We start from the raw sequence: 14712 nt of genomic DNA, 5'->3' as shown, positions 1-14712 counted from the left end.
CGTGCGCGCGATCACACTGAAGGGCCGGTGACGGGGCGGACTACCGCTCAGTACATTCGAAGTAAACCCTCGTTCACTCCTCGGCCAGTGCAGGCCGGTAAGGGGAATCGCAGCTCATGACTCAATCGACTGGTTCCAACGGCACGACCTCGGTGATCGTCGCGGGCGCGCGGACGCCCATGGGGCGGCTGCTGGGCTCTCTGAAGACCTTCTCCGGAGCCGACCTCGGCGGCTTCGCGATCAAGGCCGCCCTCGACCGTGCGGGGATCGGTGGCGACCAGGTGCAGTACGTGATCATGGGGCAGGTGCTCCAGGCCGGGGCGGGCCAGATCCCGGCCCGTCAGGCCGCGGTCAAGGCCGGCATCCCGATGAGCGTCCCGGCGCTCACGATCAACAAGGTGTGCCTGTCGGGCCTCGACGCGATCGCGCTGGCCGACCAGCTGATCCGCGCGGGTGAGTTCGACATCGTGGTGGCCGGCGGCCAGGAGTCCATGACCAACGCCCCGCACCTGCTGCCGAAGTCCCGCGAGGGCTTCAAGTACGGCGCCATCGAGATGCTCGACGCGATGGCGTACGACGGTCTCACCGACGCCTTCGAGAACATCGCCATGGGCGAGTCCACGGAGAAGCACAACACACGGCTCGGGATCGCGCGCCCGGAGCAGGACGAGATCGCCGCGCTGAGCCATCAGAGGGCCGCCGCCGCGCAGAAGAACGGCATCTTCGAGGCCGAGATCACCCCGGTCGAGATCCCGCAGCGCAAGGGTGAGCCGGTCGTCTTCAGCAAGGACGAGGGCATCCGCGCCGACACCACCGCGGAGTCCCTGGGCAAGCTCCGCCCGGCGTTCACCAAGGACGGCACGATCACCGCGGGCACCTCCTCGCAGATCTCCGACGGCGCGGCGGCCGTGGTCGTGATGAGCAAGGCCAAGGCCGAGCAGCTGGGCCTGACGTGGATCGCCGAGATCGGCGCCCACGGCAATGTGGCCGGGCCGGACAACTCGCTCCAGTCCCAGCCCTCCAACGCCATCCTGCACGCCCTGAAGAAGGACGGCCTGGAGGTCTCCGACCTGGACCTGGTCGAGATCAACGAGGCCTTCGCCGCCGTGGCGGTGCAGTCAATGAAGGACCTCGGCGTGTCCACGGAAAAGGTGAACGTGAACGGCGGCGCCATCGCCCTGGGTCACCCGATCGGCATGTCCGGCGCCCGCCTCGTCCTGCACCTGGCCCTGGAGCTCAGGCGCCGGGGCGGCGGCGTGGGCGCGGCCGCGCTGTGCGGCGGCGGCGGTCAGGGCGACGCGCTGATCGTGCGGGTGCCCAAGGCCTGAGTTCCGTCGCCCGCCTCGTGCACATCTCACCCTGAATGGATCCGAACGGAGCTGTGATGCAGGACGTCTCCTCGCTGGTCGCCCAGGCCAGGGAAGGCCGGCCGCGGGCCGTGGCCCGGCTGATCTCCCTGGTGGAGGGGGCGTCCCCGCAGCTCAGGGAGGTCATGGAGGCGCTGGCCCCGCTCACGGGCAACGCGTATGTGGTGGGCCTGACCGGTTCGCCGGGCGTGGGCAAGTCCACGTCGACGTCCGCGCTGGTCACCGCCTACCGCAAGCAGGGCAGACGGGTCGGGGTGCTGGCCGTCGACCCGTCCTCACCGTTCTCCGGCGGCGCCCTGCTCGGCGACCGCGTCCGGATGTCGGAGCACGCCTCCGACCCCGGCGTGTACATCCGTTCGATGGCCACCCGCGGCCACCTGGGCGGCCTCGCCTGGTCGGCCCCGCAGGCGATCCGGGTGCTGGACGCGGCGGGCTGCGACGTGATCCTCGTCGAGACGGTCGGCGTCGGTCAGTCGGAGGTCGAGATCGCGTCGCAGGCGGACACCAGTGTCGTCCTGCTGGCCCCCGGCATGGGTGACGGGATCCAGGCCGCCAAGGCGGGGATCCTGGAGATCGGCGACGTCTACGTCGTCAACAAGGCCGACCGGGACGGCGCCGACGCCACCGCACGTGAGTTGAATCACATGCTCGGCCTCGGGGAGGCCCGCGGACCCGGGGACTGGCGGCCGCCGATCGTGAAGACGGTCGCCGCCCGCGCCGAGGGCATCGACGAGGTCGTCGAGGCGCTGGAGAAGCACCGCGCGTGGATGGAGGAGCACGGCGTCCTCGCCGAGCGGCGCCGCTCCCGCGCGGCCCGCGAGGTCGAGACGATCGCCGTCACCGCCCTGCGCGAACGCATCGGGGACCTGCACGGCGACCGCCGGCTGAGCGCGCTCGCCGAGCGCATCGTCGCCGGCGGACTGGACCCCTACCGGGCGGCGGACGAACTGGTGGCGGGACTGACCCAGGGCTGACCCGGGGGCTGGCCCAGGGCTGACCCGGGCCGATGCGCGGCGCCGTGGGGGTGAGCCGGCGAGCCGACGAGCCGTTCGCAAAAGGCGTCGTCGGCGCCCGGGCCGCGCTGATACGGTCGCGTTCATGTTCCTCCTCCTGGCATAGGGCCCGCCTCGGCCCGCGACCGGTGAGCGGCTGCCGCCGCCCGGCTCGCGGCGCTCCGGCGTCCCCTTTCTCCTGCCATGAGTCGAGGAACTCCTCATGTCCGCTTCGCCTGCCGTGCGGCCTTCGTATGCCGTCGTCCTGCGCGTTCCGCACGCCCGCCGTACCTTCGCCGCCGCCCTGACCGGACGGCTGTCGTACGGGATCGTCCCGCTCTCCCTGATGCTCGCCGTGACCCGCTCCTCGGGCTCGTACGCGGTGGCGGGCACGGTGATGGCCCTGTTCGGGGCGACGACCGTCTTCCTGTCGCCCGCCAGGGCGGCCCTCATCGACCGGCACGGGCCACGCCGGGCACTCCTGCCGATGACCGCCGCCTACCTCGCGGTGCTCGCCCTGCTGACCCTGGCCCTCGCGCGCCCGGCCGGCGCCCCGGCTCCCGTGCTGGGCGCCCTCGCCGCCACCGCGGGCGCCTGTGTGCCGCCGCTGGGGCCCACCATGCGGGCGGTGTGGGCCAGGCTCACCCCGGACCGCGCCCTGCTCCAGCGTGCGTACAGCCTCGACGGCGTCGCCGAGGAACTCCTCTTCGTCACCGGGCCGTTGCTGGTCGGAGTCCTCGTCGGCTTCGCACCGCCGGCCGCGGGGATCGTCGTCGGGGCGGCCCTGATGGCCGGGGGCACGGCCGGGTTCCTGTCGTCGCCGGCCGTGCGGGCGGTGGGGCCGGGGAAGGCCACCGCCCGGCGCGGCGGCGGCGCTCTGCGCGGGCTCGGGCGGCCGGTGGCCGCCATCGCGGGCGTGGGGCTGGCGCTGGGCGTGGTCGATCTGCTGGTCGTGGCCTTCGCCGAGCGCCACGGGCACGGCACCGGCGGGGCGAGCGCCGCCTGGGTGCTGGCCGCGCTGTCGGCCGGCAGCGCCGTCGGCGGGCTGCTCAACGGGGCCGTCACCTGGCGGGCGCCGGCCGGGGTGCGGCTGCCGCTGCTCGCGGCGGGACTGGGCCTGACGCTGTGCGGTGCGGGACTCGCGCCGGGGCTCGGCACGCTGGCCGTCGCCGTCGCGGCCGCCGGGTTCTTCGTGTCGCCGGCGATCACCACGGCGTATCTCATCGCCGACGAGATCGCCGCGCCCGAGGCCCGGGTGCGCGCCGGGGCGTGGGTCAACACGGCCGTCAACGCGGGCAGCACGGCCGGTACGGCGGTCGCCGGAGCACTGGCCGGGCGGCTGCCGGTGGCGGTGTGCTTCGCGCTGACCGGAGCGGTGGTGCTGATGACGGCGGCGGCCGTCGCCAGAGGCGTCCGGAGGGGCACGAGCGATCTCGTGCCCCTCGTCTGACGGCCGGGCGCCCGGTCAGTCGTCGAGGTCCTGGGTGACCTTGCCCGTGCGCACGTCGACCTGCCACTCGCCGGCCGTGGCGGTGTCCACGCTCCACACCGCGGCGCTGTCGTCGTCGTCCAGGTCGACGTCGGTCACCGCGCCCTCGGCGGCGACGGCCAGCGCCGCCTCGTGGGCGTCGACGCTCGCGCCCTCCAGCGCGGCGAGGTCCTCGCGGGCTTCGGCGGCGTCGTCATTGTCGGCGGTGTCGTCGCTGTCGTCGGCGTCGCGGTGGACGGCGACGACCTTGCCGGTGTCGGGGGAGACGGCGACGGTCCGCCCGACGCCGTCGGCGTCGACGACGTCCACGTGCCAGGTGCCCGCGTCGGCGCCGTCGTCCTCCCGGTCGGCGCCGACGGCGGTGCCCGGCGTGTGCCGCAGCGCGGCCGCGATCACCTCGGCGGCGGTGACCTCCGAGGAGCCCGCCGTGCTCCTCTCGGCCCGGTCGGCGGCCACCGGCCCGGCGGCCCGCACCTCGGCCGAGCCGGTTCGCGGCTCGTCGTCGGCGAAGGCGACCGCCGTACCCCCGCCGATCACGACGGACGCGGCGACGGCGGCGATGACGAGCTTGCGCTTCATGAGGACTCCTCCTGGATGCTTTGCTTCCGGCCCGCTTTCGGCATGCTCGGGCTTCGACGGGAACCAAGCTGCCCGAACGCACCTGAAGGCACGCTGAAGCAACCTGAAGATCGCTTCAGGTGCGGTTTGGGACCCTGGTGCCATGCGGCTGTTGATCGTGGAGGACGAGAAGCGACTTGCCCGGTCGCTCGCCGGCGGCCTGACCGCCGAGGGCTACGCCGTGGACGTCGTCCACGACGGCCTCGAGGGGCTGCACCGGGCGAGCGAATCGCCGTACGACCTGATCGTCCTCGACATCATGCTCCCCGGCATGAACGGCTACCGCGTCTGCGCCACCCTGCGCGCCGCCGGGAACGACGTCCCGATCCTCATGCTCACCGCCAAGGACGGCGAGTACGACGAGGCGGAGGGCCTGGACACCGGCGCGGACGACTACCTCACCAAGCCGTTCTCGTACGTCGTCCTCGTGGCCCGGGTCAAGGCGCTGCTGCGCCGGCGCGGTCCGGGCGCCGGAGCCTCGGCCGTGCACGTCCTGGGCGGTCTGAAGGTCGACACCGCCGCCCGCCGCGTGTATCTGCGCGACGCGGGCACGGAGGTCGAAGCCGCGCTCACCGCGAAGGAGTTCGCCGTTCTGGAACAACTGGTCCTGCGGGCGGGCGAGGTGGTGTCCAAGACCGAGATCCTCGAACACGTCTGGGACTTCGCCTACGACGGCGACCCCAACATCGTCGAGGTGTACGTCAGCGCGCTGCGCCGCAAGCTGGGCGCCGGGTTCATCCGGACGGTACGCGGCGCCGGTTACCGGCTGGAGCGGCCGGAGACGGCGCGATGAGCCGCCGGCTCGGCTCCGTGCGGGCCCGGGCGACGCTCGGCGCCACCTTCGTGGTCGCCGTGGCGCTCCTCGCGGCGGGGGCGGCCGTGCTGCTGTCCCTGCGCTCCAGTCTGACCGGCCAGGCCGGCGGACAGGCCGAGCGCACCGCCCGGACCGTCGCCGCCCAGCTGGCCCTCGGCACGCCGTACGACAGGCTCTCCCCGCTGGACGACGACGAGCGGCCGGTCCGGGTGGTCGACGCGAACGGCGAGCAGGTCGCCGCCACCGAGGACCTGGAGCGGATCAGCGGCGCCGGCACGAGCACGGTGCGGGCGCGGGAGGACGCCGGGGAGGACCCGGGGGAGGACGGCGAGAACGGCGACGACGACTCGGCCCAGGACCTGCTGGACCCCGGTGAGATCGGCGACGAGACCCGGTTCGGCGACGGCTCCGCGACCGTGGACGGCGACACGGCCGACTACCGCTTCGCCGCCGTCGAGGTCCGGGACCCGGAGAAGGGCCCGCTCACCGTGTACGCGGGGGCGTCGCTGACGGCCGAGCGGAGTGCCGTACGCACCGCGCTCACCGTCATGCTGATCGGCTTCCCGCTGCTGCTCGCCGTGGTCGCGGGAGTGACCTGGCTGGTCACCCGGCGGGCCCTGCGGCCGGTCGAGGGCATCCGGCGGGAGATGGCCGCGATCACCGCCGCCGCGGACCTGACCCGGCGTGTGCCCGAACCGGACACCCACGACGAGGTCGCCCGGCTCGCCCGCACGACGAACGAGACGCTGGCCGCGCTGGAGGCCTCCGTGGAACGACAGCGCAGGTTCGTCGCCGACGCCTCCCACGAACTGCGCAGCCCCATCGCCTCGCTGCGCACCCAGCTCGAAGTGGGCGTCGCGCACCCCGGGCTGCTGGATGTGCCGGGCGCCGTCGAGGACACCGTCCGGCTCCAGCGGCTGGCCGCCGACCTGCTGCTGCTCGCGCGGCTGGACGCGGGGGAGGGGCCGGTGGCCGGCGCGCGGGTGGACCTGGCGGCGCTGGCGCGGGAGGAGGCCGCCGGGCGACCGGAGGTGGTGGTGGACGCGGAGTGCGCGCGGGCGGGGTCCGCGGAGGTGGCCGGATCGCGGGGGCAGCTGGGGCGGGTGCTGGCCAACCTGCTGGACAACGCGCGGCGGCACACCCGTTCGGCCGTCACCGTGACCGTGCGCAGGGTGGGCGGGCAGGCCGTCGTTGAGGTCGCCGACGACGGGGACGGGGTGCCCGAGGCGGACCGGGAGCGGATCTTCGAGCGCTTCGTACGGCTGGACGACGCACGCGGCCGCGACGAGGGCGGGGCGGGGCTCGGCCTGGCGATCGCCCGGGACGTGGCCGTCCGGCACGGTGGCACGCTCACGGTCCGTGAGACGCCGACAGGCGGAGCCCTGTTCGAGCTCCGCCTGCCGACCGTCTAGACCGATCGCCTGAACCGATCGCCTAGCGGGAGTCCCTCACGGGCGTCCCCGCTGCCCGCGGAGGTGTTCCGCGACGGGCTTCAGCGCCTTGGACAGTTCCGTCGTGGACTCGGGGGAGAGATGGTCGATGAAGTGCCGGCGCACCGACTCCACGTGATGGGGCGCGACCTTCTGCATCGTCTCCAGACCGTGCTCGGTCAGGACCGCGTAGAGGCCGCGGCGGTCGGACTCGCAGTTCTCACGGCGCACCAGGTTGGCGCTCTCCATGCGGGTGATCTGGTGCGAGAGACGGCTCTTGGACTGGAGGGTGGCGGACGCGAGGTCGCTCATCCGCATCCGGACGCCCTCCGACTCGGAGAGATTCACCAGAATCTCGTAGTCGTTCATGGTCAGGCCGAACGGTTGGAGATCCTTTTCGAGCTGGTACGTCAACAGCCTGTTGACCTCCAGGTGGGTGCGCCAGGCGCACTGCTCCGCATCGGTCAGCCAGCGCGTGGCCGTTTCGGTCTCCATAAATGAAGTCTACCTAAAATGTTGAAAGGCGAACTAGTGAGGGTGGTGTGACGGTGCGCACGCGTTCGATGTCACACTCCGCAGACTACCGCTCACAGCCCGAAGCGACGCTGGAGGTCCCCCAGCTGTCCGGGAAGGCGCGGTGCGCCGGTTTGCGCTCCATGGCCACCGTGCCCACCGGGTCCGGCGCCCGCGCCGGGCACTCCCGGCTCGTGCGGAACCGCCCCCGTCGCCTGCTCCGCCATGAGCAGCTCGGTCGACTGGAGAAGCACCGTCCCGGCGCCCACGAACTCGAACTGGTGCTCCTCCCCGGAAGCCCCTCCGAGGCCGGTCAGCGCACGTAGACCGCCCATCAGGCCGGTCATGTACCCGTGGTCGTAGTGATGGCACGGAGAGGGGCAGTCGGCCCAGCCGACGAGCGCCTGCGGATCGACCCGGATCGGGGGTTCCATGAACACCACCGGACCGTTAGATGCCGCGACGAACTTGCCGGTTCCGATCAGCGTGAGAAATCCCGGCACGATCGACTGCTTGAGGGACAAAGTTGGCTGAAAGGCGAGCAGATTGCCCGAGCGAATGGTCAGGTTGCCGTCTTCCAGGTCGTACGAATTCACGTCGAAGGCCCGGTCGGCGAGGAGCATCTTGCCCGAACCCTCGGCCACGACCCAGTCGCTTGCGTGCAGAGGCGAATGGAACGAAGTGCGGACCAGACGGTCCAGACGGCCGTGTCCGATGCCGTTGAAGTCGATCGACCCGTAGTAGGCGATCATCTTCCCCTTCTGGAGGAACCACTGGCTCCCCTTGAGCTCCACGCAGAAGGTGTAGCTGTTGACGTTGTCGTCGACCGGCAGGGTCATCGGGTCGTGCACCGTCGGGCCGCCGCCCGGAGCCCCGTACATGCTCACAGCTTCTCCTCCGACGCCTGGACGAACACCGCACCGTTGCCGCTCAGCTCCAGCTGGAACGCCTCGCCGGAGCCCCGGCCCACCATGTCCCGCCAGCCCAGGGCCGTCGACAGCTTGTTGCGGACGTCGCCGTGGTGGGCGACATAGGCCTGGGGGTCGACGTGGACCGGGCGCTGCGGGGTGATCGGCACCTCGAAGACTCCGCCGTGGGCCATCACGGCGACGGCCCCGTGCCCCTTCAGGGTGGTGGTGAACAGACCCTGTCCGCTGACCTGGCCGCGGACCATGCCCATGACCCCGCCCTGGGAGCCCAGGAACATCGTGCCCTGCTGGAGGGTGCCCTCGAAGGCGAGCAGACGGTCCGCCTCGACGTACAGCGTGTCGCCGGTGAGCCGGATGACCTGGACGTGGTGGCCGCCGTGCCCGAAGAGGACCGTGCCGCTGCCCTCGACGGTCATCAGGGGGGTGTCCTCGTTGGCGAGCCGCCGCCCGATCATGGACATCACCCCGCCCTGGCCGCCCTGGACGTTGGGGGTGAAGGCCACCTCGCCGCGGTAGGCGAGCATGGCGCCGCGCTGACTGAAGAGCCGCTGGCCGGGGACGACGGTCGCCTCGACCATCTTGGAGTTGATCTCGCGGAAGGTCATCTCACACATCCCCCGCGATCGTGTTGCGCTCGCTCGGCTGGACGTACACCAGGCCGTCCCCCTCGAACCGGATCTGGAAGGCCTCGCCGCCGCCCTCGCCCATGAAGGTGCGGAAGGTCACACCGGACTGGAAGGTCTGCCGGACGTTGCCCTGGTGCGCGACATAGGCGCCGGGGTCGACGGTCAGCGGGTACTGCGGGCTGACGCGCAGCACCACGGCCGGCCCGTCCGAGGTGATGGCCGCCTGGCCGGAGCCCTCGACGGTCGTCGTGAAGAGTCCGTTGCCCTGGGTCGCGCCGCGCAGTCCGGTGAAACTCGTCCCGGTCCTGAGTCCGGCGTCGGTCGCGAGCAGGTTGCTGGACTCGACGTACAGCTTGTCCCCCCGGAGCTGGACGAGATTGATCTCGGAGGCGCGATCGGCCAGCCAGCACGTGCCCTGCCCCCTCACCTCCATCATGGTCATCTGCTCGCCGGTGAGCCGTCGGGTGACCATCCCCCGGATGCCCTCACCGCCGCCGCTGAGCTTCTTGAACGCCATCTGCCCGTCGTACGCGACCATCGAGCCGTTCTTCGCCTTCACGGCGTCCCCGGTCATGTCGACGGCGAGCACCTTGCTGCCTTGAAGTCGAAACATCGCCACGCTGTGAAGGTAGCGGCCGGACGGGTGCGCCGAACAGCACCCGGGGGTGGAGAACGACCCTGAACGCACCCTCAGGCGGACCGTTTGCCACAATGGGCGAACGCTTGTGCGTGCATTCACAAACCGATCTGTTCGTCGCCGTACCTCCCCCCCCCGAAGGTGACCCGTGGACCTGAAGACAGCCTCCGCCCTCCGCCGCCTGCGCCTGGTCTCCGCCCCCGAGGCCGTTTCCTTCCTCCTGCTGCTGGTCTGCTCGGTGCTGAAGCGGACCACGGACTTCAACGCGGTGCCCGTGATGGGCATGGTCCACGGAGTGCTGTTCGTCCTGTACGTGCTCTTCTGGGCGGACGCCTGGAACCGCGCGAAGTGGCCCCTGGGGACCGCGGCCCTCTACTTCGTCCTGTCGGTCCTGCCGACCGGCGGTTTCTTCGCCGAGCGCAGGCTGCGCCGGGAGGCCGAGGACGCGGTCATCGCCTCCCGCGCCCGCCAGGAGACGGTGGCGAAGGCATGATCGTCGCGTTCTCGGTCACACCGCTGGGTGTCGGCGACGAGGTCGGCGAATACGTCGCCGACGCCGTCCGGATCGTCCGCGCCTCGGGCCTGCCCAACCGCACCGACGCCATGTTCACCTCCATCGAGGGCGAATGGGACGAGGTCATGGACGTCGTCAGGCGCGCCGTGGCCGCCGTCGAGGAGCGGGTCCCCCGGGTCTCCCTGGTCCTGAAGGCGGACATCCGCCCCGGTGTGACGGACGGTCTGACCTCGAAGGTGGAGACCGTGGAACGGCATCTGGGGGAGCGCACGGAGTAGCGGACGGGGCAGCGACGGGACACCCGTTTGAGCAGCAGTCGCTCGAACGGGTCATATCGGATGGGATTACGGCCGGTGCCGCCTGGCTAATGTCTCCCGAGGCCGATCAAGTTCCGCGCGCTGGCGTGGCATTGAAGGGGAGTGTGCGGTGGCAGGGCGGCGCGGACCGGGGCTGGTCGGCAGGGCGGTCACGGCGTTCCTGGTGGTGGCGTCGCTCTCGGTGGTCTGCGCGGGGGAAGCGCCCCGGCCGCCCGCGTGCGCACTCGCCCCCGGCGAGCTGACCGTGGACGACCTGCCCGCCGGCTCGTCCGTGTTCGACTGCCTCGCCGTCGGCCGGGTGGTCACCCACGAGGGAGCCGGAGTGGCGGTGCCCGACCCCGGCACGACGGTCAGCGTCGACGCGCTCACGGTGGACGGCTCGGCGCACGGTTTCACCCTGACGGTCGCCGCCGACGGAACGGTCTCCTACGCCTACGAGGCGGCCCGTACGCAGGCCGCCGCCAGGGCCCGCGCCGACGCCCCCGCCCCCTGCACCGACAGCGCGTTCTCCACCGCCGGCCGCAAGGAGTACGACACGTACGAGTGGTTCATCGGCGACGGCCCCCTGCCGGGCCGGATGTCCCACGCCGAGGGCCGGCGGGCCTTCGAGGACGCCATCGCCACCATCACCACGAGCCGCAACGACTGCGGCTACGACGACAGGGTCACCGCGAAGGCCAGGTTCCTGTCGGCCACCGGCAACGAGGCCGGCATCGACCGTGAGGCCCGCTGCGTCCGCCGGGACGGTCTGAGCGTGTGGGACGCGGGAGACATCGGCGGCGAAGCCGTCGCGACGACCTGCTCCTGGAGCCGGCCGGTGCCCGACGGGCCCGAGGAACTGCTCGAGGCCGACGTCCGCTTCAACACCCACGACTTCCCGTTCACGAACCGCCCGGCCGACGGCTGCACGCACGCGTACGACATCCGCAGCGTCGCCACGCACGAGGCCGGGCACGTCTTCGGCCTCGGCCACTCCGGCGCCGGCCACGAGAACCTCACCATGTACGCGAACTCCTTCGCCTGCTCCACGGACGCCCGCACGCTCGGCAAGGGGGACGTCCTCGGCCTGCGCAGCCTCTACTGAGCGTCGCCCGACACCAGCGCCATCCCCAGCGGCGTCCGCTCGTACAGCACCTGGTGGCCGTAGCGCCGGGACACCAGCAGCCCGGAGTCGCGCAGCACCGTCAGATGCGCGGAGACCGAGGACGGGGCGAGACCGAGCCGGTGGGCGAGGGCGGAGGTGGTCGCCGGATCGTCGAGCGCGCCGAGCACGCCTGCCCGGCCCCGGCCCAGCAGCCGGACGAGGGCCTCGGGCGAGTGGGCGGCGGTGTCGCTCCACAGGCCGCCGATGCCGCGCGCCGGGTACACCAGCGTCGGCTGCCAGGGCGGGTCGAAGCCGCTCACGACGTCCGGCCACGAGAACACGCTCGGCATCAGCACCAGCCCCTGCCCGCCGAGGTGCCGCTCGTGCTCGCCGTTCGAGGCCACGGTCAGGGTCCCGGCCCGCCAGTCGCACCGCCGGTTGATCTCCGGCAGCAGCCCGCCCAGACCCACTTCGGCCAGCCGTCGCGAGTGGAAGGCGACATCCGCCTCCAGCAGGGCGCGCAGCCGGGGCCAGTCCGGCGCGAGGAGGGTGTGCCAGACCTCCTCCAGTACGCCGGTCAGCTCCCGGATCATCCGCTCCGGATCCGCCAGCCAGGCCCGCCCCCGGGGCGAGTCCAGCGCGCCGGGGGTGTCCGCGAGCGAGCGGGCGGTGTCCGCGAGGGCGGTCTCCGGGTCGGCGGCCCGGACCGCGGCGATCTCCTCCTCGAACCCGGCCGCCGGCCCGACCGGCGGCGGGCACAGCCAGTCGGGGGAGTGGCCCCTGCGCGGCATCAGCAGCCACAGCCCGGTCAGGTCGAGCGCCTCGGCGGCCGTACGGATCCGGCGCAGCCAGGGCGCGTGGTAGCCGTGCCGGTCGGGCCGCTTGAGGGTGCGCGCGACCTCCTGCGTCTCCCAGAGCGGGGACACGGCGAAGCGGCAGCGCAGGAAGTCCTCCTCCCCGAAATGCAGATGTGACGGCACGACCTCACCTCTCGAACATTCGGCGGTGAACGAAACTCTAGGGCTCGCGCGCTCTTCCGAGCACGCTGCTGCCATGTCAGACGTCACACCGCCCTCGACCACCGCGACACCGCCGCCCTCGACCACCGCGACACCGGCGGCACCGTCGGCCGGCACGCCGCCCGCCGGCTACCTCCGGGTCTTCGCCGTCCGCGAGTTCCGGGCCGTCTTCGCCGCCCACCTGCTGTCCATGCTCGGGGTGATCGTCGCCGAGATCGCGCTGTCCGTCCTCGTCTACGAGCTGACCGGCTCACCGCTGATGAGCGCCCTGGCCTGGGCCCTCGGCTTCCTGCCCTACGTCGTCGGCGGCACCCTGCTCGCCGGGGTGGCCGACCGCTTTCCGGCCCGGCGGGTGCTCGTGGGCTGCGACCTGGTGTGCGCGGTGTGCGTGGTCCCGATGACGACGCCGGGCGCGCCCCTCGCCGTACTGCTCGCCCTGCGCTGCTGCCTCGCGGTCGTCTCGCCGGTCTTCGCGGGCACCCGGATGGCCACCCTCGCGGACATCCTCGGCGACGGCGACCTGTTCGTCCTCGGACGCTCCCTGCTGCGCATCACCGCGCAGAGCGCGCTGCTCGTCGGCTTCGGACTCGGCGGGCTGCTGCTCACCGTCACCTCCCCGCGCCAGGCCCTGCTCGTCACCGTCGTCACCTTCCTGGCCTCCGCCGCGCTGCTGCGGCTCGGCACCCGCCGCCGCCCCGCCCGGGCCAGGACCGGCGGCGCCCTGGTCACGGACTCCCTCAAGGGCGCCCGGCGGACCCTCGCCGACCGGCGCGTCCGGGCGCTGCTGCTGCTCTTCTGGGTGCCGCCGACCTTCACGGTCGCCCCGGAGGCGCTGTCCGCGCCCTACGCCGACGGTCTCGGCGTCGGCTCCGTGGGCCTCGGCCTGCTGATGTGCGCGCTGCCGGTTGGCGCTATCGCCGGCGAGCTGTACGCGGGCTCCCGGCTGCGTCCGGTCACCCGGGAGCGCATTGCGCTGCCGCTCGTCTGTGTGACCCTGCTGCCCTATCTCGGCTACGCCCTCCACCCCGGCCTCGCCGTCTCGCTGCTCCTGCTGGTGGTCTCGGGCGCCGGGTCGGCGTACACGCTGGGCCTCGACCAGTGGATCGTCCGGGACGTGCCCGAGGAGCTGCGCGGCCGGGCCATGACGCTGCTCACCGCCGGGCTCATGACCTTCCAGGGCGTCGGCATGGCCCTGGCGGGGGTGGCGGCGGAGCTGGTGGGCGTGGCGGGCGCGGTCACGGGGGCCGGTGTGCTGGGGACGGTCTGCTGCGTACTGTCCGCCCTGGAGGTCCGGCGGACCGAAGGCCGAGACGGGGCTGACCACGATATGACCGGCCGGTAAGGTCTCGAGGCGTGCCGACACCGCCCAGTCTCCCCTTCGATCCCATCGCCCGCGCCGACGAGCTCTGGAAGCAGCGCTGGGGGAACACGCCGTCCATGGCCGCGATCACCTCGATCATGCGCGCGCACCAGATCCTGCTCGCCGGGGTGGACGCCGTGGTCAAGCCGTACGGCCTGACGTTCGCGCGCTTCGAGGCGCTGGTGCTGCTCACCTTCTCCAAGGAGGGCGAGCTGACCATGTCGAAGATCGGCGAGCGGCTCCAGGTGCACCCCACCTCGGTGACGAACACCGTCGACCGTCTGGTGAAGTCGGGCCTGGTCGCCCGGCGCCCCAACCCCAACGACGGCCGCGGCACCCTCGCCGTCATCACCGACAGGGGCCGGGAGGTCGTCGAGGAGGCCACCCGCGACCTGATGGCGATGGACTTCGGCCTCGGGGCGTACGACGCGGAGGAGTGCGCGGAGATCTTCGCGATGCTCAGGCCGCTGCGGGTCGCCGCGCACGACTTCGACGAGGAGTGACCCGGGGCAAGATCTCCCGGAACGGGTCGTTACGCTCGTCGGCATGAAGAAGAGCGTGCTGACCCGCTACCGCGTCCTGGCCTATGTCACCGGTGTGCTGCTGGTCCTGCTGTGCCTGGGCATGATCGCCAAGTACGGCCTGGACGTCGACGGGGCCGCGGACTTCACCCGCGTCGTCGCCATCGCGCACGGCTGGCTCTACGTCCTCTACCTGGTCTTCGCCTTCGACCTGGGTTCCAAGGCGAAGTGGCCGGTGGGCAAGCAGCTGTGGGTGCTGCTGGCCGGGACCGTCCCGACGGCCGCCTTCTTCGTGGAGCGCAGGATCAGCCGCGAGCTGGCGGGCCGGGTCGCCGACGAGGCTCCCGTGGCCGCCAAGGCCTAGCTCCGGCGCCGAGCCCCGCCACCCGTCAGCCACCCGTCAGCCACCGGCCGACCGCCGTACCCATGACGCGCACGCGCGTGTACGGCGGCAGGTCACGCACGGTTACAGGGGTGTCGCA

General features: G+C 72.3%; 17 protein-coding genes. 11 read left to right on the top strand and 6 right to left on the bottom strand.

The genetic code is table 11. The features are described 5' to 3' along the window. Positions 1–116 precede the first annotated feature (116 nt). The 3 genes from ABT070_RS16740 (at position 117) to ABT070_RS16730 (ending at position 3809) form a co-directional block, all read left to right on the top strand. Complete coding sequence (locus tag ABT070_RS16740) at positions 117–1328, top strand: acetyl-CoA C-acetyltransferase (RefSeq protein WP_351760692.1); 1212 nt, start codon at positions 117–119, stop codon at positions 1326–1328. 56 nt (positions 1329–1384) lie between these two features. Next, positions 1385–2341 carry a methylmalonyl Co-A mutase-associated GTPase MeaB gene (gene meaB, locus ABT070_RS16735; RefSeq protein WP_351760690.1) on the top strand — a complete coding sequence of 319 codons (957 nt, stop codon included), beginning with the start codon at positions 1385–1387 and terminating at the stop codon, positions 2339–2341. Between the two features lie 241 nt (positions 2342–2582). After that, positions 2583–3809, top strand: coding sequence for an MFS transporter (locus tag ABT070_RS16730; RefSeq protein ID WP_351760687.1), 1227 nt, complete (start codon positions 2583–2585; stop codon positions 3807–3809). A gap of 15 nt (positions 3810–3824) precedes the next feature. On the opposite strand, the gene ABT070_RS16725 is transcribed toward ABT070_RS16730, so the two are convergent. After that, entirely contained in the window at positions 3825–4427 is a 603-nt protein-coding gene (locus ABT070_RS16725; protein ID WP_351760684.1) for a PepSY domain-containing protein, read from the bottom strand. A gap of 142 nt (positions 4428–4569) precedes the next feature. On the opposite strand from ABT070_RS16725, the gene ABT070_RS16720 reads away from it, so the two are divergent. Next, positions 4570–5259, top strand: coding sequence for a response regulator transcription factor (locus tag ABT070_RS16720; RefSeq protein ID WP_351760682.1), 690 nt, complete (start codon positions 4570–4572; stop codon positions 5257–5259). Next, positions 5256–6692, top strand: a complete 1437-nt coding sequence (locus ABT070_RS16715; protein WP_351760679.1) for a sensor histidine kinase — start codon at positions 5256–5258, stop codon at positions 6690–6692. Before ABT070_RS16720 ends, ABT070_RS16715 begins: the two co-directional genes overlap by 4 nt. 36 nt (positions 6693–6728) lie before the next feature. Here the strand turns inward: ABT070_RS16715 and ABT070_RS16710 are convergent, their stop codons facing one another. The 4 genes from ABT070_RS16710 to ABT070_RS16695 all read right to left on the bottom strand — a co-directional run bounded on the left by ABT070_RS16710 (position 6729) and on the right by ABT070_RS16695 (position 9391). Continuing rightward, positions 6729–7205, bottom strand: coding sequence for a MarR family winged helix-turn-helix transcriptional regulator (locus ABT070_RS16710; RefSeq protein ID WP_351760677.1), 477 nt, complete (start codon positions 7203–7205; stop codon positions 6729–6731). A 92-nt stretch (positions 7206–7297) separates the two neighbouring features. Beyond that, entirely contained in the window at positions 7298–8104 is an 807-nt protein-coding gene (locus ABT070_RS16705) for an AIM24 family protein (protein ID WP_351761433.1), read from the bottom strand. 2 nt (positions 8105–8106) lie between these two features. Then, complete coding sequence (locus ABT070_RS16700; RefSeq protein WP_351761430.1) at positions 8107–8757, bottom strand: AIM24 family protein; 651 nt, start codon at positions 8755–8757, stop codon at positions 8107–8109. Between the two features lies 1 nt (position 8758). Beyond that, positions 8759–9391, bottom strand: a complete 633-nt coding sequence (locus ABT070_RS16695; protein ID WP_351761427.1) for an AIM24 family protein — start codon at positions 9389–9391, stop codon at positions 8759–8761. A 172-nt stretch (positions 9392–9563) separates the two neighbouring features. On the opposite strand from ABT070_RS16695, the gene ABT070_RS16690 reads away from it, so the two are divergent. The 3 genes from ABT070_RS16690 (at position 9564) to ABT070_RS16680 (ending at position 11330) form a co-directional block, all read left to right on the top strand. Beyond that, complete coding sequence (locus ABT070_RS16690) at positions 9564–9908, top strand: DUF3817 domain-containing protein (protein WP_351760675.1); 345 nt, start codon at positions 9564–9566, stop codon at positions 9906–9908. Continuing rightward, positions 9905–10207 carry an MTH1187 family thiamine-binding protein gene (locus ABT070_RS16685; protein WP_351760672.1) on the top strand — a complete coding sequence of 101 codons (303 nt, stop codon included), beginning with the start codon at positions 9905–9907 and terminating at the stop codon, positions 10205–10207. Before ABT070_RS16690 ends, ABT070_RS16685 begins: the two co-directional genes overlap by 4 nt. A gap of 148 nt (positions 10208–10355) precedes the next feature. Then, complete coding sequence (locus ABT070_RS16680) at positions 10356–11330, top strand: matrixin family metalloprotease (protein ID WP_351760670.1); 975 nt, start codon at positions 10356–10358, stop codon at positions 11328–11330. Here the strand turns inward: ABT070_RS16680 and ABT070_RS16675 are convergent. Continuing rightward, entirely contained in the window at positions 11324–12310 is a 987-nt protein-coding gene (locus ABT070_RS16675; protein WP_351760667.1) for an ArsR/SmtB family transcription factor, read from the bottom strand. The two genes, ABT070_RS16680 and ABT070_RS16675, sit on opposite strands and share 7 nt — an antisense overlap. A 73-nt stretch (positions 12311–12383) precedes the next feature. On the opposite strand from ABT070_RS16675, the gene ABT070_RS16670 reads away from it, so the two are divergent. Genes ABT070_RS16670 through ABT070_RS16660 form a run of 3 tightly spaced genes read left to right on the top strand, consistent with a single transcriptional unit; the run spans position 12384 to position 14594 of the window. Beyond that, positions 12384–13691, top strand: coding sequence for an MFS transporter (locus tag ABT070_RS16670; RefSeq protein WP_351760665.1), 1308 nt, complete (start codon positions 12384–12386; stop codon positions 13689–13691). A gap of 11 nt (positions 13692–13702) precedes the next feature. Next, on the top strand, positions 13703–14212 hold the full coding sequence (locus ABT070_RS16665) for a MarR family winged helix-turn-helix transcriptional regulator (RefSeq protein ID WP_351760663.1): 510 nt from the start codon (positions 13703–13705) through the stop codon (positions 14210–14212). A gap of 43 nt (positions 14213–14255) precedes the next feature. Next, the gene (locus tag ABT070_RS16660; RefSeq protein ID WP_351760660.1) at positions 14256–14594 is read left to right on the top strand and encodes a DUF3817 domain-containing protein; all 339 of its coding nucleotides are present in this window, start codon (positions 14256–14258) and stop codon (positions 14592–14594) included. Positions 14595–14712 lie beyond the last annotated feature (118 nt).

The organism is Streptomyces sp. NPDC002884 (genome assembly GCF_040295245.1).
Taxonomy (GTDB): domain Bacteria; phylum Actinomycetota; class Actinomycetes; order Streptomycetales; family Streptomycetaceae; genus Streptomyces.
The sequence above is the reverse complement of the archived record's forward strand: the minus strand, read 5'-3'. Positions and strand labels throughout refer to the sequence as shown.